This is a genomic window from Streptomyces coeruleorubidus (assembly GCF_008705135.1).
Classification (GTDB): domain Bacteria; phylum Actinomycetota; class Actinomycetes; order Streptomycetales; family Streptomycetaceae; genus Streptomyces; species Streptomyces coeruleofuscus.
In genome coordinates, this window is record NZ_CP023694.1 from 4,778,800 (window position 1) to 4,803,367 (window position 24,568).

Annotated in this window: 22 protein-coding genes, 1 tRNA gene and 1 pseudogene; 12 read left to right on the forward strand and 12 right to left on the reverse strand. The window is 70.6% G+C overall.

All coding sequences use genetic code 11. The features are described 5' to 3' along the window. Positions 1-14 precede the first annotated feature (14 nt). From CP976_RS22110 to CP976_RS22130, 5 genes are read left to right on the forward strand one after another with little or no spacing between them, the layout of a single operon-like run. A complete protein-coding gene (locus CP976_RS22110; RefSeq protein ID WP_150481927.1) occupies positions 15-710 on the forward strand; it encodes a class E sortase in 696 nt (231 codons plus the stop codon). Between the two features lie 17 nt (positions 711-727). Continuing rightward, positions 728-925, forward strand: a complete 198-nt coding sequence (locus CP976_RS22115) for a hypothetical protein (protein WP_167537231.1) — start codon at positions 728-730, stop codon at positions 923-925. Then, a complete protein-coding gene (locus tag CP976_RS22120; protein ID WP_150481928.1) occupies positions 922-1,560 on the forward strand; it encodes an aminodeoxychorismate/anthranilate synthase component II in 639 nt (212 codons plus the stop codon). Before CP976_RS22115 ends, CP976_RS22120 begins: the two co-directional genes overlap by 4 nt. Further along, positions 1,557-2,786 carry a class E sortase gene (locus tag CP976_RS22125; protein WP_150481929.1) on the forward strand — a complete coding sequence of 410 codons (1,230 nt, stop codon included), beginning with the start codon at positions 1,557-1,559 and terminating at the stop codon, positions 2,784-2,786. Before CP976_RS22120 ends, CP976_RS22125 begins: the two co-directional genes overlap by 4 nt. A 13-nt stretch (positions 2,787-2,799) precedes the next feature. Continuing rightward, positions 2,800-3,552 carry a class E sortase gene (locus CP976_RS22130; RefSeq protein WP_150481930.1) on the forward strand — a complete coding sequence of 251 codons (753 nt, stop codon included), beginning with the start codon at positions 2,800-2,802 and terminating at the stop codon, positions 3,550-3,552. A gap of 101 nt (positions 3,553-3,653) precedes the next feature. On the opposite strand, the gene CP976_RS42990 is transcribed toward CP976_RS22130, so the two are convergent. The 7 genes from CP976_RS42990 to CP976_RS22165 form a co-directional block, all read right to left on the reverse strand. Beyond that, positions 3,654-3,824, reverse strand: a complete 171-nt coding sequence (locus tag CP976_RS42990; protein ID WP_167537388.1) for a hypothetical protein — start codon at positions 3,822-3,824, stop codon at positions 3,654-3,656. Between the two features lie 384 nt (positions 3,825-4,208). Further along, positions 4,209-6,236, reverse strand: a complete 2,028-nt coding sequence (gene pknB, locus CP976_RS22135) for a Stk1 family PASTA domain-containing Ser/Thr kinase (protein ID WP_150481931.1) — start codon at positions 6,234-6,236, stop codon at positions 4,209-4,211. A gap of 168 nt (positions 6,237-6,404) precedes the next feature. Next, positions 6,405-7,883, reverse strand: a complete 1,479-nt coding sequence (locus tag CP976_RS22145) for a peptidoglycan D,D-transpeptidase FtsI family protein (RefSeq protein WP_150481932.1) — start codon at positions 7,881-7,883, stop codon at positions 6,405-6,407. Beyond that, positions 7,880-9,322, reverse strand: a complete 1,443-nt coding sequence (locus CP976_RS22150; protein ID WP_150481933.1) for an FtsW/RodA/SpoVE family cell cycle protein — start codon at positions 9,320-9,322, stop codon at positions 7,880-7,882. Before CP976_RS22150 ends, CP976_RS22145 begins: the two co-directional genes overlap by 4 nt. A 27-nt stretch (positions 9,323-9,349) precedes the next feature. Beyond that, positions 9,350-10,912, reverse strand: a complete 1,563-nt coding sequence (locus CP976_RS22155) for a Stp1/IreP family PP2C-type Ser/Thr phosphatase (RefSeq protein WP_150481934.1) — start codon at positions 10,910-10,912, stop codon at positions 9,350-9,352. Positions 10,913-11,044: 132 nt separating this feature from the next. Next, positions 11,045-11,554 carry an FHA domain-containing protein FhaB/FipA gene (locus CP976_RS22160; RefSeq protein WP_150481935.1) on the reverse strand — a complete coding sequence of 170 codons (510 nt, stop codon included), beginning with the start codon at positions 11,552-11,554 and terminating at the stop codon, positions 11,045-11,047. Positions 11,555-11,564: 10 nt separating this feature from the next. Beyond that, positions 11,565-12,428, reverse strand: coding sequence for an FhaA domain-containing protein (locus CP976_RS22165; RefSeq protein WP_150481936.1), 864 nt, complete (start codon positions 12,426-12,428; stop codon positions 11,565-11,567). 474 nt (positions 12,429-12,902) lie between these two features. On the opposite strand from CP976_RS22165, the gene CP976_RS22170 reads away from it, so the two are divergent. Then, positions 12,903-12,986: transfer RNA gene (locus CP976_RS22170), tRNA-Leu, on the forward strand. Positions 12,987-13,090: 104 nt separating this feature from the next. Here the strand turns inward: CP976_RS22170 and CP976_RS22175 are convergent. Together CP976_RS22175 and CP976_RS22180 are read right to left on the reverse strand one after the other, a co-directional pair. Continuing rightward, positions 13,091-13,624, reverse strand: a complete 534-nt coding sequence (locus tag CP976_RS22175) for a winged helix-turn-helix transcriptional regulator (RefSeq protein WP_150481937.1) — start codon at positions 13,622-13,624, stop codon at positions 13,091-13,093. Positions 13,625-13,682: 58 nt separating this feature from the next. Beyond that, a pseudogene (locus CP976_RS22180) lies at positions 13,683-14,559 on the reverse strand (ABC transporter permease); the annotation flags it as partial. Positions 14,560-14,779: 220 nt separating this feature from the next. Between CP976_RS22180 and CP976_RS22185 the strand changes: the two are divergent. Continuing rightward, on the forward strand, positions 14,780-15,601 hold the full coding sequence (locus CP976_RS22185) for a ScbR family autoregulator-binding transcription factor (RefSeq protein ID WP_229875455.1): 822 nt from the start codon (positions 14,780-14,782) through the stop codon (positions 15,599-15,601). A 167-nt stretch (positions 15,602-15,768) separates the two neighbouring features. Continuing rightward, on the forward strand, positions 15,769-17,109 hold the full coding sequence (locus tag CP976_RS22190) for a cytochrome P450 family protein (protein WP_150481938.1): 1,341 nt from the start codon (positions 15,769-15,771) through the stop codon (positions 17,107-17,109). On the opposite strand, the gene CP976_RS22195 is transcribed toward CP976_RS22190, so the two are convergent. Next, the gene (locus tag CP976_RS22195; protein ID WP_150481939.1) at positions 17,054-17,989 is read right to left on the reverse strand and encodes an NAD-dependent epimerase/dehydratase family protein; all 936 of its coding nucleotides are present in this window, start codon (positions 17,987-17,989) and stop codon (positions 17,054-17,056) included. The genes CP976_RS22190 and CP976_RS22195 overlap by 56 nt on opposite strands. Continuing rightward, entirely contained in the window at positions 17,986-19,128 is a 1,143-nt protein-coding gene (locus CP976_RS22200; protein ID WP_150481940.1) for a ScbA/BarX family gamma-butyrolactone biosynthesis protein, read from the reverse strand. Before CP976_RS22200 ends, CP976_RS22195 begins: the two co-directional genes overlap by 4 nt. A gap of 159 nt (positions 19,129-19,287) precedes the next feature. Here CP976_RS22200 and CP976_RS22205 point away from each other — a divergent pair, with 159 nt between their 5' ends. The 4 genes from CP976_RS22205 (at position 19,288) to CP976_RS22220 (ending at position 22,925) form a co-directional block, all read left to right on the forward strand. Continuing rightward, positions 19,288-19,986, forward strand: a complete 699-nt coding sequence (locus CP976_RS22205) for a ScbR family autoregulator-binding transcription factor (protein ID WP_150481941.1) — start codon at positions 19,288-19,290, stop codon at positions 19,984-19,986. Between the two features lie 134 nt (positions 19,987-20,120). Then, positions 20,121-21,554, forward strand: coding sequence for a DUF2252 domain-containing protein (locus CP976_RS22210; RefSeq protein WP_150481942.1), 1,434 nt, complete (start codon positions 20,121-20,123; stop codon positions 21,552-21,554). 71 nt (positions 21,555-21,625) lie between these two features. Further along, positions 21,626-22,537, forward strand: a complete 912-nt coding sequence (locus CP976_RS22215) for a hypothetical protein (protein ID WP_190146861.1) — start codon at positions 21,626-21,628, stop codon at positions 22,535-22,537. Between the two features lie 58 nt (positions 22,538-22,595). Further along, the gene (locus tag CP976_RS22220) at positions 22,596-22,925 is read left to right on the forward strand and encodes a rhodanese-like domain-containing protein (protein ID WP_020273126.1); all 330 of its coding nucleotides are present in this window, start codon (positions 22,596-22,598) and stop codon (positions 22,923-22,925) included. 103 nt (positions 22,926-23,028) lie between these two features. Here the strand turns inward: CP976_RS22220 and CP976_RS22225 are convergent, their stop codons facing one another. Continuing rightward, entirely contained in the window at positions 23,029-24,162 is a 1,134-nt protein-coding gene (locus CP976_RS22225) for an acyl-CoA dehydrogenase family protein (protein ID WP_150481943.1), read from the reverse strand. Positions 24,163-24,568 lie beyond the last annotated feature (406 nt).

Here is a 24,568-nt window from a genome sequence, read left to right on the forward strand (position 1 = left end):
CGGGGGAGCCGCCGGTGCGTGTGATCGTCAGGACCGTCAGCGAACTGTGTATCACCGTCGGCAGCGTGATCGTGCTGTTCGTCGTCTACGTGCTGTTCTGGACCGGCGTGAAGGCCGACGGCGTCATGGACGACCAGATCGAACTGCTCCAGGAGCAGTGGGCGCGGTCGAGCACGCCCCCCGCGGGGGCCGGCTCCTCCACCGCGAACACCGCGAGCCCTCCAAAACCCGCGCCCTACGCCAAGGGCAAGCCCTTCGCGATCATGCACATCCCACGTCTTGGTTTCACGTGGAACAAGCCGGTGCTCGAAGGCACGGCGACCGGCACCCTGAAGAAGGGCCTGGGCCACTACGCGGAGACCGCCCGGCTCGGCCAGAAGGGGAACTTCGCGGTCGCCGGTCACCGCCGCACCTACGGCGACCCCTTCAAGGACTTCCCCCGGCTGAGGCGGGGTGACGCCGTGGTGCTGACCGACGGCACGACGTGGTTCACGTATCGGATCGACAAAGGCCCGTACAAAACAGTGCCCTCCGATATCGAGGTGATCGACCCTGTCCCACGTACATCCGGGTACACGCGTCCGGGCCGATATCTGACGCTGACGACGTGCGAACCGGAATGGGGACACAGTCATCGGCTGATCGTCTGGGCGCACCTGGACTCCACCCAGCCTGTGGAGGCCGGGAAACCTGAGGCGTTGCGCCGTTAGTCTGGTGGCTGTACGGCGTGGGTCTGGTGCCGTGGTACGACGGAAGGGACGGCATGTACGGCTGGATCTGGCGGCATCTGCCGGGGAGCACGTGGGTGAGGGCGCTGATCTCACTCGCCCTGGTCGTGGCTGTGGTCTACGTCCTCTTCCAGTACGTCTTCCCGTGGGCGGAACCGCTGCTGCCCTTCAACGATGTGACGGTGGACAACCAGTGAGCGCGCGCATTCTCGTCGTCGACAACTACGACAGCTTCGTCTTCAACCTGGTCCAGTACCTGTACCAGCTGGGCGCCGAGTGCGAGGTCCTGCGCAACGACGAGGTGTCGACGGCGCACGCCCAGGACGGCTTCGACGGGGTCCTGCTCTCTCCGGGCCCGGGCACGCCGGAGGGGGCGGGCGTCTGTGTCGACATGGTCCGGCACTGCGCCGCCACGGGCGTCCCGGTCTTCGGCGTGTGCCTCGGCATGCAGTCGATGCAGGTGGCGTACGGGGGTGTGGTGGACCGCGCGCCCGAGCTGCTGCACGGCAAGACCTCGCCGGTCGAGCACACGAGCCGGGGTGTCTTCGCCGGCCTGCCCTCGCCCTTCACGGCGACGCGCTACCACTCGCTGGCCGCCGAGCCCGCGACGGTCCCGGCGGAGCTGGAGGTCACGGCCCGGACGCACGACGGCATCGTCATGGGCCTGAGGCACCGGGAACTTCCGGTCGAGGGCGTGCAGTTCCACCCCGAGTCGGTGCTGACCGAGCACGGGCACCGGATGCTGGCCAACTGGCTGGTGGAGTGCGGCGACGAGGGTGCGGTGGCGAGGTCGGCGGGGCTCGCCCCGGTGGTGGGCAGGGCCACGGCGTGACCGCGCTGCGCCCCGAGCGCGAGTCCGACACCTCGTACGGGCAGCAGTCGTACGGGGCGCCGGGTGCGTTCGAGGACTGGTCGGGTGGAGGGGCGTACGGTGCTTCTCCGCGGCCGGAACCGCAGCCGCAGCCGCCGTCACAGCCGTACATGCCAGGGCCGGAGCCGCAGCCGTACGCCCCGGAGCCGGAGCCGTTCACACCGGAGACGTACGCGTCCGGGCCGGAGCCGTACGCGGCGCCGTACGAGCCCGTCCCGGACGAGCCGTACCCGCCTGTCGTCGACGAGGAGACGGTGGCGTTGCGGATACCGGATCCGCCGCCCGCGGCCGATGACCCCATGACCGGTTCTGCGGGCTCTTCCGCCACCCGGAACGATGGACCTGCCCACGGCGGCCGCGCGGCCCGCAGAAAGGCCTCCAAACGCCGTCACGGGCGCCATGGCGGCGCTGCGGAGACCCGACCGGCCCAGGACTCGGCCCAGGACTCGGCTCCGGAGGGGCGGCGGGCACCGCTGTCGCGGGTCGAGGCGCGACGGCAGGCGCGGGCGCGCAAGCCGGGTGCGGCGGTGGTGGCAAGCCGGGCGATCGGCGAGGTGTTCATCACGACCGGCGTGCTGATGCTGCTGTTCGTGACCTACCAGCTCTGGTGGACGAACGTCCGGGCGCACGCGCAGGCCGGCAAGGAGGCCAGCAGCCTCCAGGACGACTGGGCGAACGGCAAGCGCAACCCGGGGGCCTTCGAGCCGGGGCAGGGCTTCGCCATCCTGCACATCCCGAAGCTGGACGTGGTGGTGCCGATCGCCGAGGGCACGAACAGCAAGGGCGTGCTCGACCGGGGCATGGTCGGCCACTACGCCGAGGGCGCGCTGAAGACCGCGATGCCCAGTGACAAGACCGGGAACTTCGGGCTCGCGGGCCACCGCAACACCCATGGAGAACCGTTCCGGTACATCAACAAGCTCACTCCGGGCGATCCGATCGTCGTGGAGACGCAGGACGAGTACTACGTCTACAAGATGGCCTCGATCCTGCCGGTCACCTCGCCCAGCAACACGAGCGTCCTGAATCCCGTCCCCGCGGGGTCGGGATTCACCGAGCCCGGCCGTTACATCACGCTGACCACGTGCACGCCGGAGTTCACCAGCAAGTACCGGATGATCGTGTGGGGCAAGATGGTCGAGGAACGGCCGCGCAGCAAGGGCAAGCCGGATGCGCTCGTCAGTTAAGGGCAGATGACCAGTGGCAGCGACCACCGACACGGACCACGAAGAGCACACCGGCGCGGCGGCGTCCCGGCCGTCCGCGGCCCGGCGCCGTCCCGGCCCGATCGCCATGGCGGTGAGCGTCTTCGGGGAACTCCTCATCACCGCGGGACTGGTCCTGGGCCTGTTCGTCGCCTACTCGCTCTGGTGGACGAACGTGGTCGCCGACCGTGCGGCCGGGAAGCAGGCGGACCAGGTCCGTGACGACTGGGCTCACGGCCGGGGTGGGCCCGGTGCGCTGGACACGAAGAACGGCATCGGGTTCCTGCATGTGCCGGCGATGAGGAACGACGAGGTCCTGGTCGAGAAGGGCACGTCGAACAAGATCCTCAACGACGGTGTCGCCGGGTACTACACCGATCCCGTCAAGTCGGCCCTGCCGATGTCGGGCAAGGCCGGCAACTTCTCCCTCGCCGCCCACCGGGACGGTCACGGCGCCGCGTTCCACAACATCGACAAGATCGAGAAGGGCGACCCGATCGTCTTCGAGACGAAGGACAAGTGGTACGTCTACAAGGTCTACGGCATCCTTCCCGAGACCTCGAAGTACAACGTCAAGGTCCTCTCGGCGGTGCCGAAGGAGTCCGGCAAGAAGAAGCCGGGCCACTACATCACGCTGACGACGTGCACGCCGGTGTACACGAGCACGTACCGGTACATCGTGTGGGGCGAGCTGGAGCGGGTCGAGAAGGTCGATGCGGACCGGACCCCGCCGGAGGAACTGCGGTGAGGTGACGGGCAGTTCGGGGCCCACCCGAACGAACCGGAGGGGGCCTGTCCCGTGTGTCACACGGGACAGGCCCCCTCCGGCTGTGTTTCCCCGGCCGCGGCTCAGGTGGTGAGGTTGTACTTGAAGCCGCTGAACTTGTCGCCGCTCTTGATGAGCGAGACACGCACGCCGACCTTGATGTTCTCGGGCACCTGGCTCCCGAAGCACTGGTAGTTGTGCGACAGGGCGGGCTGCGTCGTCCTCAGTTCGGCGATCGTCTTGTAGTCGCTCATCCTGAAGAGGTGGATCTCGACGGCGTAGCCGTCACTCTGGTCGTCGTAGACCGTGAGGCAGTCCCCGTCGTGACCGAAGGCGCCCTTGCCGCCCGGGTCCCAGTCCGTCGTGTAGACGAAGCCGCTGTTGGTCCCGGCGTTCGCGGTTCCCGTGGCAAGGAACGTCAGGGCGCAGGCAGCGCCGACGACGGCCAGGATTCGCTTCTTGATGATGTTCCCCCATTGATCATGTCGCGTTCAAAACGCGATCAAGGCGCATCTTAACCGATCATCGAACTCCGAGGCTCGAACAGCCTGTTCGGACACCCCGCTGCCGGCCGCGGACAGCACAGCGCCCCAGCGCTCTGAGAGTGCTGGGGCGCTCGCCGTACGAGAAGCGACCGGTCAGCCGTCTTCGTTGCGGCTGATGGTGCCTCCGAAGATGCCGCCTCCGCCGTTGCCTCCGCCGTTGTTGCCACCGCCGCTGTCGCCACCGCCGGCGGTCGTCAGCGTGATCGCCTGACCGCCCGGGTTGTCGACCTCGGTACCCGGCTGCGGATCCTGCTGGGTGACCACGGCATTGTCGTCCTGCGCTCCGGACACCTGGATGTTGGTGAACCCGTTCTGCTGCAGGATCTGCTTGGCCTGGCCCAGGGTCCGCAGCCGGACCTCCGGCACCTTCACCTTTTGCTGTTGCTTGGCCTTGCCGACGACGATCTGCACCGACGAGTTCTTGTCGACCTGCTGATTGGCCTGCGGGGTGGTGGAGATGACCTTGCCGACCTGGTTCGGGTCGTCGGTCTCCTGCTCGGTGCACTGACCGGTCAGGTCGTTGGCCGTCATCTGGGCCTTCGCCGCGTCACAGGTCTGGCCGACGACGTCCGGCACGGTGGCCTTCTCCTCGGCCTTGGCGACGGTCAGGGTGATCGTCGAACCCTTCTCCACCTCTTCGCCCGTGGTCGGGTTCTGCTCGAGCACGGTGCCCGGGTCCTCGGGGGACGTCCGGGTCTCCGTCTCGACCTGGAGCTCGTACTTGCCGTCCTCCAGCTTTTCCTTCGCCTCGTCGAGACTCAGGCCGGTGACGCTGGGGACGGACACCTTCGGCGCGCCCGTCGACACCACGACCTCGACGGTGGAGTTCTTCTTGACCTTGGTCGGGAAATCCGGGGTCTGATCGCAGACCTTGCCCTTGCTCTGGTTCTCGCAGGGCTTTTCGGTCGTACTCAGCTTGAGGTCGCTGTTGACCGCCAGTCTCTTGGCGTCGTCCAGTGTCTGGCCGACGAGGTTGGGGACGGCGACCGTGTCGTTGGCCACGCCGTTGCCGCTGAACGCCCACCGCCCGATCAGGATGGCCCCGACCAGGACGAGGACGCCGGCCACGACCAGCAGGATCGTCGAGGTGTTGGACTTGCGCTGCTGCTGGCGGCGCCGGTCGGGGCGGTCGTCGTAGCCGTAGCCGCCGTCGTCCGGGTTCATGGGGGGCAGCATCGACGTGGCGCCCGCACCGGAGTCCGCGCGCAGGGCCGTCGTCGGCTGGTCGTCGGGGTAACCGCCGTAACCCGCCGCGCCCATCGCCGCCGTGGCCGCGACCGGCTGGCCGTCGAGGCAGGCCTCGATGTCGGCGCGCATCTCGTCGGCCGACTGGTAGCGGTAGTCGGGGTCCTTGACCAACGCCTTCAGGACGATCGCATCCGTCTCGGGCGTGATCTCGGGGTCGAAGACGCTCGGCGCCTGCGGCTCTTCCCGGACGTGCTGGTAGGCCACGGCGACCGGCGAGTCGCCAACGAAGGGGGGCCTCACCGTCAGGAGTTCGTAGAGCAGACAGCCGGTCGAGTAGAGGTCCGACCTGGCGTCGACCTGCTCACCCTTCGCCTGCTCCGGCGAGAGGTACTGGGCCGTGCCGATGACCGCCGCGGTCTGCGTCATGGTCATGCCCGAGTCGCCCATGGCGCGGGCGATGCCGAAGTCCATCACCTTGACCTGGCCGTTGCGCGTCAGCATGACGTTCGCGGGCTTGATGTCGCGGTGGACGATGCCGTTGCGGTGGGCGTACTCCAGGCCCTGGAGGATGCCGATGGTCATCTCCATCGACCGCTCCGGCAGCAGCTTGCGGCCGGAGTGGAGCAGCTCGCGGAGCGTCGAGCCTTCTACGTACTCCATGACGATGTACGGGATCGAGACCCCGTCGATGTAGTCCTCGCCCGTGTCGTAGACCGCGACGATCGCGGGATGGTTGAGCGAGGCGGCCGACTGGGCCTCCCGGCGGAACCGGGCCTGGAAGGAAGGGTCACGCGCGAGATCCGCGCGCAGCGTCTTCACCGCCACGGTGCGGCCGAGGCGGGTGTCATGCGCGAGGTAGACCTCCGCCATGCCACCACGCCCGAGCACCTGGCCCAGTTCGTACCGGCCGCCGAGGCGACGCGGCTCTTCCATAGCTACCTACCAGCCCTCTCCGTCGGTCCCGACCGGAAGCTTGTACGGTCGGAGGCTGCCGTCCGGGCCTACCGTACCCGGCTCGCTTTGTGTGACCTGGCCAAGCCCGTCAGCCGATACAGGACCGGTATCGCAACGTGCACCGTTGTGAAGCAGACGTGAGCGGAGTCACTGCTTGCTCTTGAGGACCGCCTCCATCACGTTCCTCGCGATCGGCGCCGCGAGGCCGCCGCCGGAGATGTCGTCACGGACGGCGTTGTCGTCCTCGACCACGACCGCCACGGCCACCGGCGCGCTGCCGTCCTCACCCTTGGCGTAGGAGATGAACCACGCGTAGGGGTTCTCGCTGTTGTCGACACCGTGCTGGGCGGTACCGGTCTTGCCGCCCACCGTGACGCCCGGGATCTTGGCGTTGGAGCCCGTGCCCTTGTCGACGACCGTCTCCATCATCGACTGGAGCTTCTGGGCGTTCTCCGGGGACAGCGGCTGGCTGAGCTCCTCCGGCTCGGTCCTCTCGATGGTGTCGACGCTGCGCGCCTGGAGCTCCTCGACCATGTACGGCTTCATCAGCTTGCCGTCGTTGGCGACGGCCGAGGCCACCATGGCCATCTGGAGCGGGGTCGCGGCGGTGTTGAACTGGCCGATCGACGACAGCGCGGTCTCCGACGGGTTCATGTCGTCGGAGAACACCGAGGCATTGGCGCGCACCGGCGTGAACTGCTCCTCGTCGAAGCCGAACTTCTTGGCCATGTCCAGCATCTTGTCGTTGCCGAGGTCGGAGCCGATCTTGCCGAAGACGGTGTTGCAGGAGTACTGGAGGGCGACCCGCAGTGTCGCGTTCTTGCAGGGGATGTTGCCCTCGTTCGGCAGCTTGGTGGTGGTGCCCTTCATGATCCACGGGTCGGGCGAGTCGGTCTTGCCGTCCGGGTCCGTGTACAGGCCGTCCTCCAGGGCGGCGGCCGCCGTGACCACCTTGAAGGTGGAGCCGGGCGGATAGGTCTCCCGCAGCGCCCGGTTGAGCATCGGGTCGTTCGGGTTGTTCTTCTTCTGGAGCTTCTGCCAGGCGTCGGTGTCCGTCGTCGTGGAGTTCCCGGCGAAGGACGACGGGTCGTACGACGGGTAGGAGGCCAGGGACAGGATCTTGCCGGTGGACGGCTCCAGGGCGACGACGGCGCCCTTGCCCCCCTGCTTCTTCAGGCCGTTGTAGGCGGCCTTCTGCGCGGCGGCGTTCAGCGTCGTGACGACGTTCCCGCCCTCCTGCTTCTTGCCGGTGAGCATGTCGAGCGTGTTGCGGAAGAAGAGCCGGTCGTCGTTGCCGGTGAGGATGCCGTCCTCGATGGACTCCAGCTGGGTCGCGCCGAAGGCCTGCGAGGCGTAGCCGGTGACCGGCGCCCACATCGGGCCGTTCTTGTAGGTGCGCTTGAACTTGAAGTCGCTGCCCGACGTCTCGGCGGAACCGGTGATCGGCTTGCCGTCGACGATGATGTCGCCGCGGGGGGAGGCGTAGCGCTCGATGGTGACGCGGCGGTTGTTCTTGTCGGTCCTGAGCTCGTCGGCCTGGACGTACTGGATCCAGTTGTCGCGGATGAGCAGTGCCAGGACGAGCAGACCGCAGAAGACCGCGATCCGGCGCAGGGGCTTGTTCATGACGGGCGGACCACCTGAGTCATCTCGGCGTCGGGATTGCCGGCCGGGGCCGGGGCCGGGCGGCGTGCGGTGTCGCTGATGCGCAGCAGGATGCCGATCAGGGCCCAGTTGGCGATCACGGAGGAACCGCCGTAGGCCACGAACGGCAGCGTCATACCGGTCAGTGGGATGAGGCCCATCACACCGCCGGCCACGACGAAGACCTGGAGGCCGAAGGCGCCCGACAGGCCGATGGCCAGCAGCTTGCCGAACGGATCGCGGGCCGCGAGCGCCGTACGTACGCCCCGCTCGATGATCAGGCCGTAGAGCAGCAGGATCGCCATGACACCGGCGAGGCCCAGCTCCTCGCCGAAGGTGGCGAGGATGAAGTCGGAGTTGGCGGCGAAGCCGATGAGGTCGGAGTTGCCCTGCCCGAGACCGGTGCCGAGCGTGCCGCCGGAGCCGAAGGCCCACAGCGCCTGCATGGCCTGCTCGGAGTGGACGACGCCGTCCTGGACGCCGGCGCGGGAGAGTTCGAACTCGCGCATCGGGTCGAGCCAGGCCTGCACACGCGTCTGGATGTGAGGCTCGAAGCTCGCCACGCCGACGGCGCCGACCGCGGACATCAGCAGACCGAAGACGATCCAGCTGGTCCGCTCGGTGGCGACGTACAGCATGATGACGAACATTCCGAAGAACAGCAGCGACGTACCGAGGTCGGTCTCGAAGACCAGGATGAGGATCGAGATGACCCAGACGACGAGGATCGGACCCAGGTCGCGGCCCCGCGGCAGGTACAGGCCCATGAAGCGGCGGCTGGCCAGGGCGAGGGCGTCTCTCTTGACCATGAGGTAGCCGGCGAAGAAGACCGCGAGGGCGATCTTGGCGAACTCACCGGGCTGGAGCGTGCCGAGGCCGGGGATCTTGATCCAGATCTTGGCGCCGTAGATGTTCGCGCCGAGTCCCGGCACGAGCGGCAGGATCAGCAGGAACAGCGCGCCGGCCATGGAGATGTAGGTGTAGCGCTGCAGGACGCGGTGGTCCTTGAGGAAGATCAGTACGACTGCCAGCAGGGCGACGCCCATCGCGGAATACAGCAGCTGGCGCGGTGCGGCTTCGGCGTAGTTGCTGAGTCGCTTGGACTGGTCCAGACGCCAGATGGCGACTAGACCGAGGCCGTTCAGCAGAGTTGCCAGCGGCAGCATCAGCGGGTCCGCGTACGGCGCGAACTTCCTTACGACCAGATGGCCGACGCCCGCCAGCAGGCCGAGTCCGAGCCCGTAGCTGAGCAGACCCGGCGGCACCGAGTCGTTGAGCGCCAGCCCGACGTTGGCATAGGCGAACACCGGGATGACCACGGCGAACGCCAGCAGCGCCAGCTCGGTGTTGCGCCGGCTCGGCGCACCGATCGCGCCGATCGTGGACGTGTGGTGCGTCGGCGATGTGTTCGTACCGCTCATCGTGTAACAGGGCCTCTCACGGCTTGCCTACTGCTTACCGCACAGCGAGACGACCTTCTGCTCTTCCTCCGAGAGGCTGGGGCCGGGGCTGGGAGTAGGTGCGGTCGTGGACGGGTTCGGGGACTTCTCAGGCGCCGACGGCGAGCCCGACGGGTTCGACGGGTTCGACGGGTTCGGCGTCGGTGTGGCCTTGGACGTGAAGGAGGCGGGAGTGGTTCCCGTGGTGCCCCCGGCCTCGCCTTCGCCGGTCTTGGAGTTGTTCTGGCTCTCGGCTTGGCGCCGCTGCGCCTCCTTCTTGCACGCGGAGGCCTGCACCGACAGTTCCTGGATCTTCGCCTGGGCGTTCTCCAGCCCGCCCTCGGCGATCGTCGCCTCGACCAGTTTCTGCTGGTAGGGCGGCAGGTACTTGAGTTCGATCTCGGGGTGGTCCTTCTCGACCTCCGAGAGCGACACCCACGCCAGGTCCTGGCTGATGCCCCGGTACAGCGCGACGTGCTCGCCCTCGGCGCCGACGTAGTACTGCGTCTGCGTCCAGCGCCAGCCGCCGTACAGGCCGCCGCCGATGACGGCCAGCGCGAGGGCGCCGTAGAAGGATCTCTTCAGCCAGCGGCCCTTCTTGCGGGGCTTGTCGAAGTCGTCGTCGCCGTAACCCAGGCCGGCCGCCGGGATGTAGCCGGTGGTGTCGCCGGAGCCGGGCGGGCCGAACTCGCCGCCGCCGCCCTGGCCGTGCCCCTGGCGGCCGAGCCCGGAGGCGCGGCCGGCGGGGGTCTGCATGAAGGAGTTGTCCTGCAGCTGGTGCTGGTTCTCGGCGACGGCGCCGACCACGACCGGGGTGTCGGAGAGCTGCCCCGCGAGGGTGTCGCCGGTGTCGAGGTCGAGGACGTCGGCGACGATGACGGTGATGTTGTCCGGGCCGCCGCCGCGCAGCGCCAGCTCGATCAGGTTCTGGACGGTCTCCTGGGGGCCCTGGTAGCTGGCGAGGGTGTCCTCCAGGGTCTGGTGGGACACCACGCCGGACAGGCCGTCGGAGCAGATCAGGTAGCGGTCGCCGGCGCGGACCTCGCGGATGGACAGGTCCGGTTCGACGTGGTCGCCACTGCCGAGGGCGCGCATGAGGAGCGAGCGCTGCGGGTGGGTGGTGGCCTCTTCCTCGGTGATGCGGCCCTCGTCGACCAGACGCTGCACCCAGGTGTGGTCCTGCGTGATCTGCGTCAGGACGCCGTCGCGGAGGAGGTACGCGCGGGAGTCGCCGACGTGGACCAGGCCGAGGCGCTGGCCGGTCCAGAGCAGGGCGGTGAGGGTGGTCCCCATGCCCTCCAGCTGGGGGTCCTCCTCGACCATCGAGCGCAGCTGGTCGTTGGCGCGCTGTACGGCCGTGCCGAGCGAGGTGAGGATGTCGGAGCCGGGGACGTCGTCGTCGAGCGCGACGATCGTGGAGATGGCCTCGGAGGAGGCGACCTCGCCCGCCGCGGCGCCGCCCATGCCGTCGGCGATGGCGAGCAGGCGCGGGCCGGCGTATCCGGAGTCCTCGTTGCCCTCCCGGATCATCCCCTTGTGCGATCCGGCCGCGAAGCGCAGTGACAGACTCATGCGCACCTCGCCTGTCGGCTCCGGGTACAGCCGGTCGTGTCGAGCCACACTGCCCACCCTCCGGTCGGGAGCGCGCCGGGGCCCGGGGTGGGGCCCGCCACTGCGTGCTCGCTCCGCTCGCTCATTGTCGTACTACTTCCGCAGCTCGATGACGGTCTTGCCGATGCGGATCGGCGCGCCCAGCGCAATCGGTGTGGGAGTCGTCAGCCGGTTCCGGTCCAGGTACGTGCCGTTGGTGGAGCCGAGGTCCTCGACGATCCACTGGCCGTCGCGGTCCGGATAGATCCTGGCATGGCGGCTGGAGGCGTAGTCGTCGTCCAGCACGATGGTCGAGTCGTGCGCCCGGCCCAGGGTGATGGTCTGGCCCTGGAGCGCGACCGTGGTGCCGGTGAGGGTGCCCTCGGTCACGACCAGCTTGGTGGGGGCGTTACGGCCGCGCCGGCCGCTGCCGGACTGCTGGCGCTGCTGCGGCGGCGCCTGGCGGGCGGCCTGCTGCTGCCGGCCGGCCTCCCGGCGCGATCCGCGCTGGGTGACGCGCGTACCGAACAGGTCGCTCCGGATGACCTGCACGGCCACGATCACGAACAGCCACAGAACGGCCAGGAAACCCAGCCGCATGACCGTGAGGGTCAGCTCTGACATTGCCCCCGCTTCACCCTTCGGCTTGCCGGTAAATGATGGTGGTGCTGCCCACGACGATCCGCGAGCCGTCGCGGAGCGTAGCGCGGGTGGTGTGCTGCCCGTCCACCACGATGCCGTTGGTGGATCCGAGATCCTGGATCGTCGAGGGCGTTCCGGTCCGGATCTCACAGTGCCGGCGGGAGACGCCGGGGTCGTCGATCCGCACGTCGGCGTCGGTGCTGCGGCCCAGCACCAGCGTCGCGCGGGAGATCTGATGGCGCGTGCCGTTGATCTCGATCCAGTGGCGGGTGCGTCCGCCGGCCGCCGGGGCGGCCGGGGGTCGCTGGGTGCCCGCGGGCTGCGGGTAGCCGTACCCGCCGGGGCGGCCGCCGGGCGGCGGCGCGGCCGGCATGGGCGGGGCGCCCGCGGGCGCGGCGGCCGGCGGGTAGCCGTAGCCGCCGGGGCGTCCGGCGGGCGGGGCCGCGGGCGCGGCGGCGCCTGACGGGGCCTGCTGGCTGCTGGAGGAGGCGAGCGTACGGCTGCGCACCCGGTACAGGCCGGTGTCCAGGTCTTCCGCCTTCTCCAGGTGCACCTTGATCGGGCCCATGAAGGTGTAGCGCTGCTGCTTGGCGTAATCACGCACCATGCCGGCCAGCTCGTCGCCGAGCTGGCCGGAGTAGGGGCTGAGCCGCTCGAAGTCGGGCGTGCTCAGCTCCACGATGAAGTCGTTGGGTACGACCGTGCGGTCGCGGTTCCAGATGGTGGCGTTGTTGTCGCACTCGCGCTGGAGCGCGCCGGCGATCTCCACGGGCTGGACCTCGGACTTGAACACCTTGGCGAAGGTGCCGTTGACCAGACCTTCGAGACGCTGCTCGAACTTCTTCAGGACTCCCATGGGGCACCTCCTCCGTCGCTGCCGTCCTGTGTACTGCCCTGCGGGCCGCTTGCCTGGTACTGCTTACTGATCGTATCCACGCGCCGCTCGATCGGCTGGTTCCCCCTGTCAGCACGGCCGACGGATGTCGACGCATGACGAAGTTCCCTGTGGAGCTCCCCTTCGAACTCCTCCGGTGATACGGCTGCCGCGCAACCGCTCTCGCGTACTCCTGACAAGGATCGTAGAGGCGGCCGAAGACCAGTGTCCCGCACCCGGCTGTGGACCCCGACCCCCTGCTGGGGAGACGGGGGGTACCGGTACGAGGTTGATACGTGAAGCGCTACGCGTTGATACGTGGCCAGGGCACCGAAGGCTCGGAGGCGGGTCTGCCTGCGGAAGAACGGATGTGAATCCACCCCGCCCCGCGTGCTAATGTTCTGGGTGTCGGAAGGCGCCAGGCCCCAAGGGGCAGGAGCCCATGACACACCCAATGCGCGGGTGGCGGAATAGGCAGACGCGCTGGATTCAGGTTCCAGTGCCCGCAAGGGCGTGGGGGTTCAACTCCCCCCTCGCGCACCGTCGGAACGGGCGGCATCGATCAGATGCCGCCCGTTTCTCGTGTCTGCGGATGTGATGGTTGTCTCGCGGCATCCGGGGGTTGTGCTGGTGTGAGGAAGCTCTCAGGCCTGGCCGGCTCGGGCATCCCCCAGCGGCCGGCCGGGGGCGAAGCGGTCCCGTACGGCGGGGGTGTCGAGGAGGCGGGCCGGGTAGCCGGGGCCGGTGCTGGCGGTCATGTCCTGGTGGCGCAGTTGCTCCCCGCAGGACGAGCAGACGACCCGGGCCTCGGTGTCGTGGTCGCAGGGCGTGTGGTGCAGGACCACCGGGGCGCCCTCGTCGCCGGCCAGCCAGCGGTCGCCCCAGGCGTTGATCGCGGCGAGTACGCCGAAGAAGTCGCGGCCCTTGTCCGTCAGCAGGTACTCGTGGCGGACCGGGTCGCTCTGGTAGGCCCGCCGCCGCAGCAGGCCCTCGGCCTCCAGGCGCCGCAGCCGGTCGGTGAGGGTGTTGCGGGCGATGCCGAGCGAGCCGATGAAGCCGTCGAAGCGGGATTCCCCGTAGAAGACCTCGCGCAGCACCAGCAGGCTCCAGGCGTCGCCCAGGATGTCGGCGGTGCGGGCGATGGAGCAGGGCCAGGTGTCGAACGAGGTCCGTTTCACGGCTGCCAGGCTATCGGTTTCATCATGAGATGGACCGGCCTCGGCGTCCCTGTGCCCGTCACTCCCGTATGCCCGCCAGTTCCGCCGGGCGGCGGCGCAGGGCGAGGGCGGCCGGGGCGAATGCGGAGGTCGTCGCGAGGAGGGCGCAGACGGCTGTGGTCGTGCCGAGGGCCTGCCACGGGAGCTCGATCGTGGCCGGGGCCGACAACAGGGCGAGGGCGCTCGCCCTGTCGGCCAGGTTAAAGGCGCGACCAGGAGGCCGAGGAGGGCGCCGGCCGCCACGACCGTCAGCGCCTCGGCGCCGGTCAGCCGCAGGACCTGCCACCGGGTGGCTCCGGCCAGCCGCAGTAGGGACAGGTCGCGGGCCCGGTCGGACGTCGCCATGACCATGGTGTTGGCCACGGAGATGCCCGTGTAGAGGAGGGCGATGCCGAGGACCAGGAGGAGGCCGAGGCGGGTGGTGCGGTTCGTCTCGGGGTGGGTGGCGCGGATCCATGCGTCGCGGGTGAGGATCTGCCCGTTCCCGGGGCCGAGCGCCCGGTGCGGGGCGGTGGCGACGGTGTTCGGGTCCGCGTCGTCGGTCAGGGCCACGTCGATCCGGTCGACCGTGGCGCCGGGGGCGTTGCGTGGGGTGACGTAGACGCCGTTGTCGCCGGTGCCGGTGGTCATCACCGCGGCGATCCGCAGGGTGCGCGGTGTTCCGTCGCCGAGCCAGACGCGGACCCAGTGCCCACCCGGTGCCGCTGCCACTCCTCGTTGACGATGACCGAGTCGTCGTCGAGGCCGCTCACCTCGCCGACGGCCAGCGGGAGGCGGGTGGTGGCCGCGAGGGGGCCGGGGGTGGCGGCGAGGGGGCCGGGGGTGGCGGCGCTGGCCTCGGAGCGGATGAGGGCGACGCCGTCCTCCAGGACGTGGACGGCCGTCGAGGCCGCCGGCGGACGAGACCCATCGCCGGGTGCTGGCCGTGCTGGCGTATCTGCGGGCGTAGGCGCGCGGTCGGGCCTGGCGGGTCGGACCCGGCCGGACACCTTCGTCCCCGCGATGGAACGACGCCGTCACCGTGAAGCCCAACGCCTTCCGCGCATACGCGCGTTGTGGAAAAACCAGCGAGTTGGTTTCATTGCGTCGCCATCAGAGCCCTCCACGGGAGCCAGGGTGACCAAACAGGACCGGGCCGTCCGGACCCGTCTCGCGCTGATCCGGTCGGCGGCCGAGCACTTCGAGGCACGGGGATACGTCCGGGCCAGTCTGTCGGAGATCAGCGCCGGAGCCGGTGTCAGCTCCGGCGCTCTGCACTTCCACTTCGCGAACAAGGCCGCCGTGGCCGAGGCCGTCGAGCACGCGGCCGCCCGTGCCCTGCGCCGGGTCGCGGGCCGGGGCCGCGGCGGTGACGGTTGCGCCCTCCAGCGCCTCGTGGACGTCACGCACCACGTCGCCCGGCTGCTGTGCGCCGACGTCGTCGTGCGCGCGGGGCTGCGGCTCAACGCCGAGGCGGTCGCCGGGCGGGTGCGGGACCTGCGCCGGGAGTGGCGGGAGTGCGTGCACGCGCTGCTGGCCGAGGCGGAGCGCAGGGGCGAACTCGCCGCCGGGATGCCGCCGCACCGTTCCAGCGCCGTCGTTCTCGCCGCCACGACCGGCATCGAGGTGCTGGCCCGGGAGGACCCCGGCTGGCTCGCCCGGCCCTCCCTGACCGACCTGTGGCACCTGCTCCTGCCGTGCGTGGCCGCCCCGCACCTGGCCGGCGCGCTGGACCCGGCCGGGACGGAGCCGGAGCATGCGGGGCCCGACATCGGCAGGGAGCCGGACAACGGCAGGGAGCCGGACATCGGCAGGGACGCGGACCTCGGCAGGGAGCCGGGCGTCGGCAAGGAGGCGGACGTCGGCAACGAGGCGGACGCCAGCCGGGAGCCGGACGTCGGCAGGGACACCGGCGGGGCGTTGGAGGAGCCGGGCCGGGCAGGGCTCGCGCTGCGGTAGCGGGGTGTCCCGGTCGACTTTCGGTCGGCTTTTCTGACGGCTTCCGGTCGGCCTTCCCATGGCCGGCAGTCAATGAAGTGGTGGCCAAAACAAACCGGTTGCCAAGTTTTTTCGTCCCTTCGATCGCACGATGGTTCCCCAGCCTCTGGACCAAGGAGCGATGAGTCATGGCACAGCAGGCCTGCCCCTTCCTGGCGATCGACCCGTCCGGCCAGGACCTCTACGACGAGATAGCCCGGATCCGGGCCCAGGGACCCGCCGTGGAGGTCGAACTCCCGGGCGGCGTACGGGCGTGGTGGATCAACGGCCTGGAGCTGAACAAGCGGCTCCTGGCCGGACCCGAGACGAGCAAGGACGCCTTCCAGCACTGGCCGGCCTGGATCAACGGGGACATCTCCCGCACCTGGCCGCTCGCGATCTGGGTCTCGGTGCGCAACATGGTCACGGCCTACGGCACCGACCACAGCAGGCTGCGCAAGCCGATGTCCGCCGCCTTCACCAAGCGCCGCGTCGACGCGCTGCTCCCGCGCGTCCAGGAGATCGTCGACCGGGCGCTGGACGGCCTGGAGCGGATCCCCGAGGGCGAAGTCATCGACCTGCGGGCGGGGTTCGCGGCGCCTATACCGCACGAGGTGGTGTGCGAGCTCTTCGGCGTACCGCCGGGTGAGGACGGTCCGCGAGGGGCCCTCTACCGCATCATCAACCGCTTCTTCGACACGGCGATCTCACTGGAGGACGCCCAGGCCAACGGGGTCGAGCTGTACGGCACGCTGACCGCGTTCCTCCAGTACAAGCGCGATCACCCGGCCGACGACCTGACGACGGCCCTGATGGCCGCGCACGACGAAGGCAGCCTCAGCGAACAGGAGTTGATGGACAACCTGATCCTGCTGCTCACCGCGGGCTTCGAGACGACCGTCAACCTCATCGACAACACCGTGCACAGCCTGCTCGCCCACCCCGACCAGCTCGAACTCGTCCGCTCCGGACAGGCGACCTGGGAGGACGCCATCGAGGAGTCACTGCGCTTCGAGGCGCCCGGTGCCATGTCGGGTCTGCGCTACGCCGTCGAGGACATCGAGATCGAGCCAGGCCTGACGATCCCGAAGGGTGATCCCGTCGTGGTCTCCTTCGCCGGTGCCGGACGCGACCCCGAGCGGCACGGCCCGGACGCCGAACGGTTCGACGTCACCCGGTCCACCAGCCGCGACCACGTCTCCTTCGGCCACGGCGTGCACCACTGCCTGGGCCGGCCCCTGGCCATGGCCGAGGCGACGGTGGCCCTGACGTCCTTGTTCGACCGGTTCCCGCGGCTGGCCCTGGCCGATCCGGCCCGGCCTCCGAAGCGGCTGCGCTCCATCATCTCCACGGGGCACCAGGAGTTGCCCGTGCTGCTGCACGGCCGCGATGGCGGGCCGGTACCGGGCCCGCGTGCGGAGGAGGCGGAGGCGATCAGGAGGCTTTCCGGCCTCGGAGGAACGAGCGGTACCAGGGTGCCGCGCGTCTGAATCCGGCCGCGAATCCCTCGCCGGGGGAGCAGTCGAGGTCCTTCCAGAAGGCGTCGTCCACGAACCAGTGGTCCACCGTGAGCATGCCGAGGTGATGGAGGGCGAGCGGCTTCCCGGCGGCCCGGTCCAGGGCGGTGGCGACGTCCACCGCCGCACCGCCGCCGGGCTCCCCCAGCAGTTCGCCCGCCGCCCCGAGCAGGTCCGAGGCCCCCACGGGCTCGGGGTGGTTGACGTGGTGCACACCGCCGTCGTGCGTAGGGGACAGGGCCGCGGCCACCACCGCACGGCCCAGGGTGTCCACGTCGATCATCGACTGGAGCGCCTCGCAGCCGGTCAGGGTCGCCGACAACTCGCCCAGCAGCCACACCAGTCCGGGGACGACCCACCGGTCGCCCTCGCCGTACACGAGGTGCGGGCGCAGCACCAGGCCGCCCGCGTCGAGGACGTGCCGTTCGGCGGCGGCCCGGGTGCGGCTGGTGGCCGACGCCGGGGCGATCGGCACTTCCCCGGGGCGCACTCCGCGGAAGGGGCCCCGGCCGTACACGGCGGCTGTGCTCAGGTACACGATCCGGGGCACCCCGGCGCGCACGGCCTCCTCGACCAGGGCCCGCGTGCCCAGCTCGTTGACGGCCTCGACGGTCTCGGCGTCGCCGCCGACCCGTGTGGCGCAGTGCACCAGGACGTCGGCGCCCGCGCAGGTGCCGCGCAGGGAGAGCGGGTCGGCGAGGTCGCCGTGGACGGACGCGCCGGGCTCGGCTCCCGGTGGTGGGGTACGGCGTGACAAGTGCCGTACGCGGACACCAGGTTGCCGGTGTGCGGTGGCCGCGACCCTGCTGCCGACGAAGCCGCTCCCGCCCGTGATCAGAAAATCGACCGTCACGACAGCGACCGTACCCGGGCCGGCTGCGCGCAGGTCAGCGTGGCGCTGAAGACGGACTCGCCGTCCTGCCGCCCGGACACCCGTACGGTCGTCTCTCCCGGATCTCCCGGATCTCCCGGATCTCCCGGATCTCCCGGATCTCCCGGATCTCCCGGATCTCCCGGGATTCCCGGGTTCTCGTCGAGCACCTCCGTCTCGATCCAGCACGGGCTGTGCAGCTCGGCGTACCGGGCGAACGTCGCCGTCATCGAGCGGGGCAGGAAGGTGTGCCGGCCGGACGCGGCGGCCGCCGCCTGCCGGGCCGCCTCGAACAGGACCATGCCGGGCACGTGGTCGTTGGGCCGCGGGAAGAGCACGGGGTGGCCGGTGTCCACGCGCAGCCGCCAGACGCCGGGACGGTCGGAGGGGGCGAGGACGACGTCCTCGGCGCGGGAGCGGCCGGCGAGCGCCGGGGATATGCCCGGCAGCAGCGGCACCGGTGTGCCCAGTGCGGCCAGCTGCTTCTGCCGCAGACGGCGGTAGGCGAGCGGGGAGGTGCAGCCGGTGCTGCCGGTGCCGCGGGCGATGAAGCGTCCCGCACGGCGGAACTCCATGGTGGTCCGCATGCTGTGCAGACCGCGACCGCGGCGGCGTATCTCGGAACAGACGACGTCCACGTCGACCGGCTCGGCGGCGTCCGACAGCAGGAGGGCGAACGGGTCGGTGTGGACCGTCAGGTCCCACATGACGAAGTGGGTGTCGGCGGGGGCTCCGAACTCGGCGTGCGCGAGCACCATCGAGGCCTGCCGCAACGTTTCGCCCACGATCATCGGATCCTGGTGGTGGTCGTCCACGGGGCCGAAGAAGGGATGGGTGGCCGGCCAGTGAGCGGTGAAGCGGAAGCGCGTATCGGAGATACGGCGCCACTGGGTGGGGAAGACATCTGCTTCTACGGTGCGGTGGGCGAGTTCCTTGGTGACCGAGGTGGGTTCGGTGGGTTGCGCGGGTTCGATGGCTGCGGCGGCTTCGGGGGGATCGACGGGATCGATGACTGTGGCTTGTGGCGCGTTCTCGACGGCCGCGGTGGATCTGTTTGCCGGACGGCCCCCCTGTCCGGTCTGATCGTCCGTGGGTGCGCTTAAAGGTTCTGACTGCGGCATGAGAACCCCCAGGATCGGCAGCCTGGCTGAGGTCGGCGTTTGACTAAGATACGGACGAGCCGGTTTTTTTCAAAGGGTTGGTCAAACCGCTGGGACAGGCTCCCGCGCCCCCGCCGCACAGCGATTTCACAGGAATCGACGGAGATCAGGAGGCACCCGATGGCGCGACAGGAGCGCGCGATCCGCACCCGGCGGACCATCCTCGAAGCGGCCGCGGCCGTCTTCGACGAACGCGGCTACACCTCGGCGACCATCGGGGAGATCCTGGACCGGGCGGGCGTCACCAAGGGCGCGCTGTACTTCCACTTCGGTTCCAAGGAGGAGCTTGCGGTGGGGGTGTTCGAGGAGCAGCTCGCGATCACGCTCCCGCCGCAGTCCAGCAAGCTCCAGGAACTCATCGACTCCGGGCTGGTGCTGGCCCGCCGGCTGCGCTCCGAACCGCTGGTTCGCGCCAGTGTGGGGCTCGCCCTCGACCAGGGGGCCATGGAGCTCGACCGCACGCCGGCCTTCCGTATGTGGTTCGACCAGAACGTACAGCGGCTGGGTGAGGCGAAGGCGCAGGGCGAACTGCTGCCGCATGTCGACGTGGCGGAGACGGCGGAACTGCTGGTCGGCAGCTTCTCGGGGGTGCAGCTGCTGTCCCAGCTACGGTGCCAGCGGCAGGACCTGGAGCGCCGCGTCGTCGTGATGTTCGAACACTTCCTGCCGAGCATCGCCGTCCCCGCGGTGCTGGCCCGGCTCGACATCTCGGTGGAGCGGGCTGAGCGGGTGCTGGCCCAGGTGCAGCAGAGACCCGGGCGGGAGCGGATGGAGACGCAGGAGGGGGCTGTGCCGGCGCAGGTCTCGTCGGGGGCTTAGGAGTCGCCTTTCGCCGGGTGCCCGCACGGGTTGTCCACAGCTGTGGAGTTGTCCACAGGGTCTGACGCGTTTCGGCCACCGGCTGTACGGTCGCACGAGTTGATGTTCGTTCGCGTGCGGGGGAGGCGGTCGGTGTGACCAGGGACAGTGCTGGGGCCGAGGGCGGGGCGGTGCATGGGGAGACCCGTCGGCTGCCCCGGGTGCGGGGTTTCGCCGAGTGGCCCGCCGAGGGTTCGCCCAAGGACGAGGGCAAGGCCCTGCGCAAGCGGGTCCCACGCCGCGCGCACGCCACGCTCGACCTGGACGCGTCCCGGCCCGACGCGGTGAGCGCGGTCGAGGAGTCGGGCCGCGGCCGGCTCCCCGAGCTCACACCGATCCGGGTCGGCCGCATGGCCGCCACACCGTTCGCGTTCCTGCGTGGCGCCGCCGGCCTCATGGCCTACGACCTGGCGCGCACCCCCATGACCCGGATCAAGGCGCAGATCTGCGGCGACGCCCACGCGGCCAATTTCGGCCTGTACGGCGACGCGCGCGGCGGCCTGGTCATCGATCTGAACGACTTCGACGAGACGGTGCTCGGCCCCTGGGAGTGGGACGTGAAGCGCCTCGCGGCCTCCCTGGTGCTCGCGGGCCGGGAGGCCGGAGCGGACGAGGAGAGGTGCCGCAAGGCGGCCTACGACGCGGTGGGCGCCTACCGCCGCACCATGCGGCTGCTGGCCAGGCTCCCGGTGCTGGACGCGTGGAACGCCATCGCGGACGAGGAACTCGTCTCCCACACGGACGCCCACGACCTGCTCGGCACGCTGGAGCGGGTCTCCGAGAAGGCCCGCCACAACACCAGCGGCCGCTTCGCGGCCAGGTCGACGGAGGCCACGGAGGACGGCGGGCGCCGCTTCGTCGACGCCCCGCCGGTGCTGCGGCGCGTCCCGGACGCGGAGGCCGCGGCGGTGGCGGCGTCCCTGGAGGAGTACGTCGGCACGCTGCCGGAGGACCGCCTGCCGCTCCTCGCCCGGCACGCGGTGCACGACGTGGCGTTCCGCGTCGTCGGCACCGGCAGTGTCGGCACCCGGTCCTACGTCGTGCTGCTCCTGGACCACCGGGGTGAGCCGCTGGTGCTCCAGGTCAAGGAGGCGCGGGCGTCGGCCCTGGTGCCGCATCTGGCGACGGCCGGTTTCGACGCTCCGGTGGTCGACCACGAGGGCCGGCGGGTCGTGCTGGGGCAGAAGCGGATGCAGGTCGTCAGCGACATCCTGCTCGGCTGGACAACGGTCGACGGGCATCCCTTCCAGGTCCGCCAGTTCCGCAACCGCAAGGGCAGCGTCGACCCGGCCGCCCTGGCCGCCGACCAGATAGACGACTACGGCCGGATGACCGGCGCCCTCCTGGCCCGCGCCCACGCCCACAGCGCCGACCCGCGCCTCGTCGCCGGCTACTGCGGCAAGAGCGAGGAGCTGGACGAGGCGGTGGCGGATTTCGCCGTCGCCTATGCGGACCGTACGGAGGCGGACCATGCGGACCTGGTGGCGGGGGTGCGGGCGGGGAAGGTCGCCGCGGAGATGGGCGTCTGAAGCCTGCGGGACATCGGGCGTGCGGTCGTCCGGAGCACGGGAGCGGTCCGGCCGTGGCCTACGCTGGTCGGGTGACGACCCCGGAAGCTGAGCAGGGTGGTGGCGGCGCCGGTGAGGAACGGGTGACGCCCGAAGGTGACGCGGCGCGTGCCGAGGGCGGCGAGGACCGCCCCGAAGGCGGCGCGGCGCCTACCGAAAGCGAGGCGGCGCGGCCCGAGGCGCGGCTGGAGCGGGCCGTGCGGGCCGCCGAGCAGGCGCTGATCGAGTACGAGATCGCGGTGGAGACCTTCCGCGTCGAGATCGAGAACTTCTCCCGGCTGCACGAACAGAAACTCGGTCCGCTCTACGGCCGGCTCGAGGAGCTGGACGCCCGGATCCTCGAGGCCAGGGCCGCCCGCAGCGGTGACCCGGAGGACCGGCGCCGGGCGGAGGAGGCCAGGGCCCGGCTCGCGCCGATCCCCGGCGTCGAGGAGCTGCTGCACGGCTGGATGGACGACAGCGGCCTGTTCCCGGAGGCCGTGGCGATGCTCACGGACCAGGCGGTCCGGCCACCGCAGCGGGTCCGCCCCAGCGAGGAGGCCCGCAAGCTCTACCGCGAGCTCGCCCGCAAGGCCCACCCGGACTTGGCGCAGGAGGAGAAGGAACGCGAGCGGCGCGAGGAGTTCATCACCCGGGTGAACGCCGCCTACGCCCGGGGCGACGAGGCGGAGCTGCGCGAACTCGCCGAGGAGTGGGCCAAGGGGCCCGAGCTGAAGCGGGGCCCGAGCCGCGCCGAGGAGCTCTACGCCCGCCTCGAATGGCTCGCCCAGCGCAAGGAACTGCTCGCCCTGCTCGCCAAGGAGCTGGAGGAGAGCGCCATAGGCCACATGCTCCAGCTTGCCCCGGACGACCCGGACGGCCTCCTGGACGAGATCGGGCAGCAGCTGCTCACGCAGGTCACCGAGCGGGAGCGGGAGCTGGCCGCGCTGCTGGCGGAGGGCTGAGCCGCGGCCCGGCCGGGCCGGTTCGGGTAGCGTCGGACGCATGAGTTTTGGAGCTGGTGTGCCCACGGTCGAGGTCGCGGACCTCAAGGACGGCGACTTCCTGCTGGACGTCCGGGAGGACGACGAGTGGAAGGCCGGTCACGCCGAAGGGGCGCTGCACATCCCCATCAGCGATTTCGTCGCCCGGTACGGGGAGCTGACCGAGGCCGCCCCGCAGGACGGCCGGGTGCATGTGATCTGCCGCTCCGGCGGGCGTTCCGCCCAGGTCACGATGTACCTGGCCCAGCAGGGCATCGACGCCGTGAACGTCGACGGCGGCATGCAGGTGTGGGAGGCGGCGGGCCGTCCCGTCGTGACGGACGACGGGCAGCCCGGGTTCGTCCTGTAGCGGCTGTAGCGGCTGTAGCGGCTGTAGCGGCTGTAGCGGCTGTAGCGGCTGTAGCGGCTGTAGCGGCCTGGCGCCCGCCCGTGGCGCCCGCCCGCCGGTGGGATCAGGCCAACGGGTGGGCGGCCAGCAGGTCGCCCAGGGCCTCCTCGTGCGCCGCCGCCGGGCCGAGTGACAGCTCCAGGTGCTTGGCCCAGGCGTGGTACCGGTGCAGGGGATAGTCGACGTCGGCGCCGAACCCGCCGTGCAGATGCTGCGCCGTCTGCACGACCCGGCGTACGCCCTCCGCCGCCCAGATCTTGGCGACGGCGACGTCACCGGCTGCGGGCAGCGCGCCCGGCGCCCCCGAGGCGATCCGCCACGCGGCCTGCCACAGTGTGGCCTCCATCGCGCGCAGATCGATGTAGCGGTCGGCGGCCTGCACGGCGACGGCCTGGAAGGTCGCGATCGGGAAGCCGAACTGCTCCCGCTCGCTCGTGTACTCCCCGGTCATCCGCAGCACGCGTTCCCCGAGCCCGAGCGCCAGCGCACACGTCCCGGTGGCCAGCAGGTCACGCAGCCACTCCCACGCGCCCTCGGCGTCGATCACGTCCCGGGCGGCCAGCCGCGCCGACTCCAGCCGCAGCTCGCCGAGCCGCTCACCGCTCGTGGAGAACTGCTCGGCCAGGACGGCCCCCTCGTGCCCCCGCGGGACCAGGGCCAGCACGGTCCGCCCGGTCGCCGTGTGCGCGGGGACGACCGTGACGTCCGCGTCGTACGCCCAGGGCACCGCCGTCTGCACTCCGTCCAGCACCCACGCCGCGCCGTCCTGCCGTGCGGTCACGGCGAGCTCGGCCGGGTCGTGGCCGGTGCGGCCGTGCGCGGCGACGGTCAGCACGAGCTCGCCCCGGCCCGCCCGGGGCAGCAGCGCCGACTTCGCCTCCTCGCCGCCGAAGGCCTGGACGGCGGCGGCTGCCGCGCTGCTCTCCAGCAGCGGCACCCTGGCCAGCACCCGCGCCGACTCCCGCAGCACCAGGCACAGCGCGATCGCGTCCAGCCCGGCCCCGCCGTACCGGGAATCCAGCAGCAGACTCAGCAGGTCGGCGTCGGCGAGTTTCGCCCACAGGGCGCGGTCGCAGGCGTCGGCGACGGCGCCGGGGGTGAGGGCCGGACTGGGCACGGCGTCGGGCGCGACCCCGGCGAACACGCCCTTCGCCGCCTCGGCCGCGGCCTGCTGCTCCTCGGTGAAGGTGAAGTCCACGGTGCCTGTCCTTCCGGCCGGTCCCGTTGAGCGGACGTGAGCTGACGTGAGCTGACGGGCCGCAAGATAGAACAGGTTCTAGAAGAAGGGAATGGGCGTGCGGGCGGGCGCCGTAGGGTGTCACTCCTGTGGGCGACCTGTCCGGGCGCCCTGTGGATAACCTGCGGGGGTCCCCTGTGGACCAGGGGGACCGCCGCTCCCCGGCCGCCGCGAGCGCCGTACGGTCGGCTTCCGATCACCTTCGGGTCGGCTTCGGGCCGGCTTCCGCGATGTGGTGACGGCCACGGTCGGAACCGGCGCAAGAGGCTGTGCCCGGGTGGGCGGCCTGAGTACCGTGCCCGTGCCGACGTCGCGCAGCGGTGTGCGGGCGGTACGACGCCCTCGCGGCCGGGCGGACGGAACGACG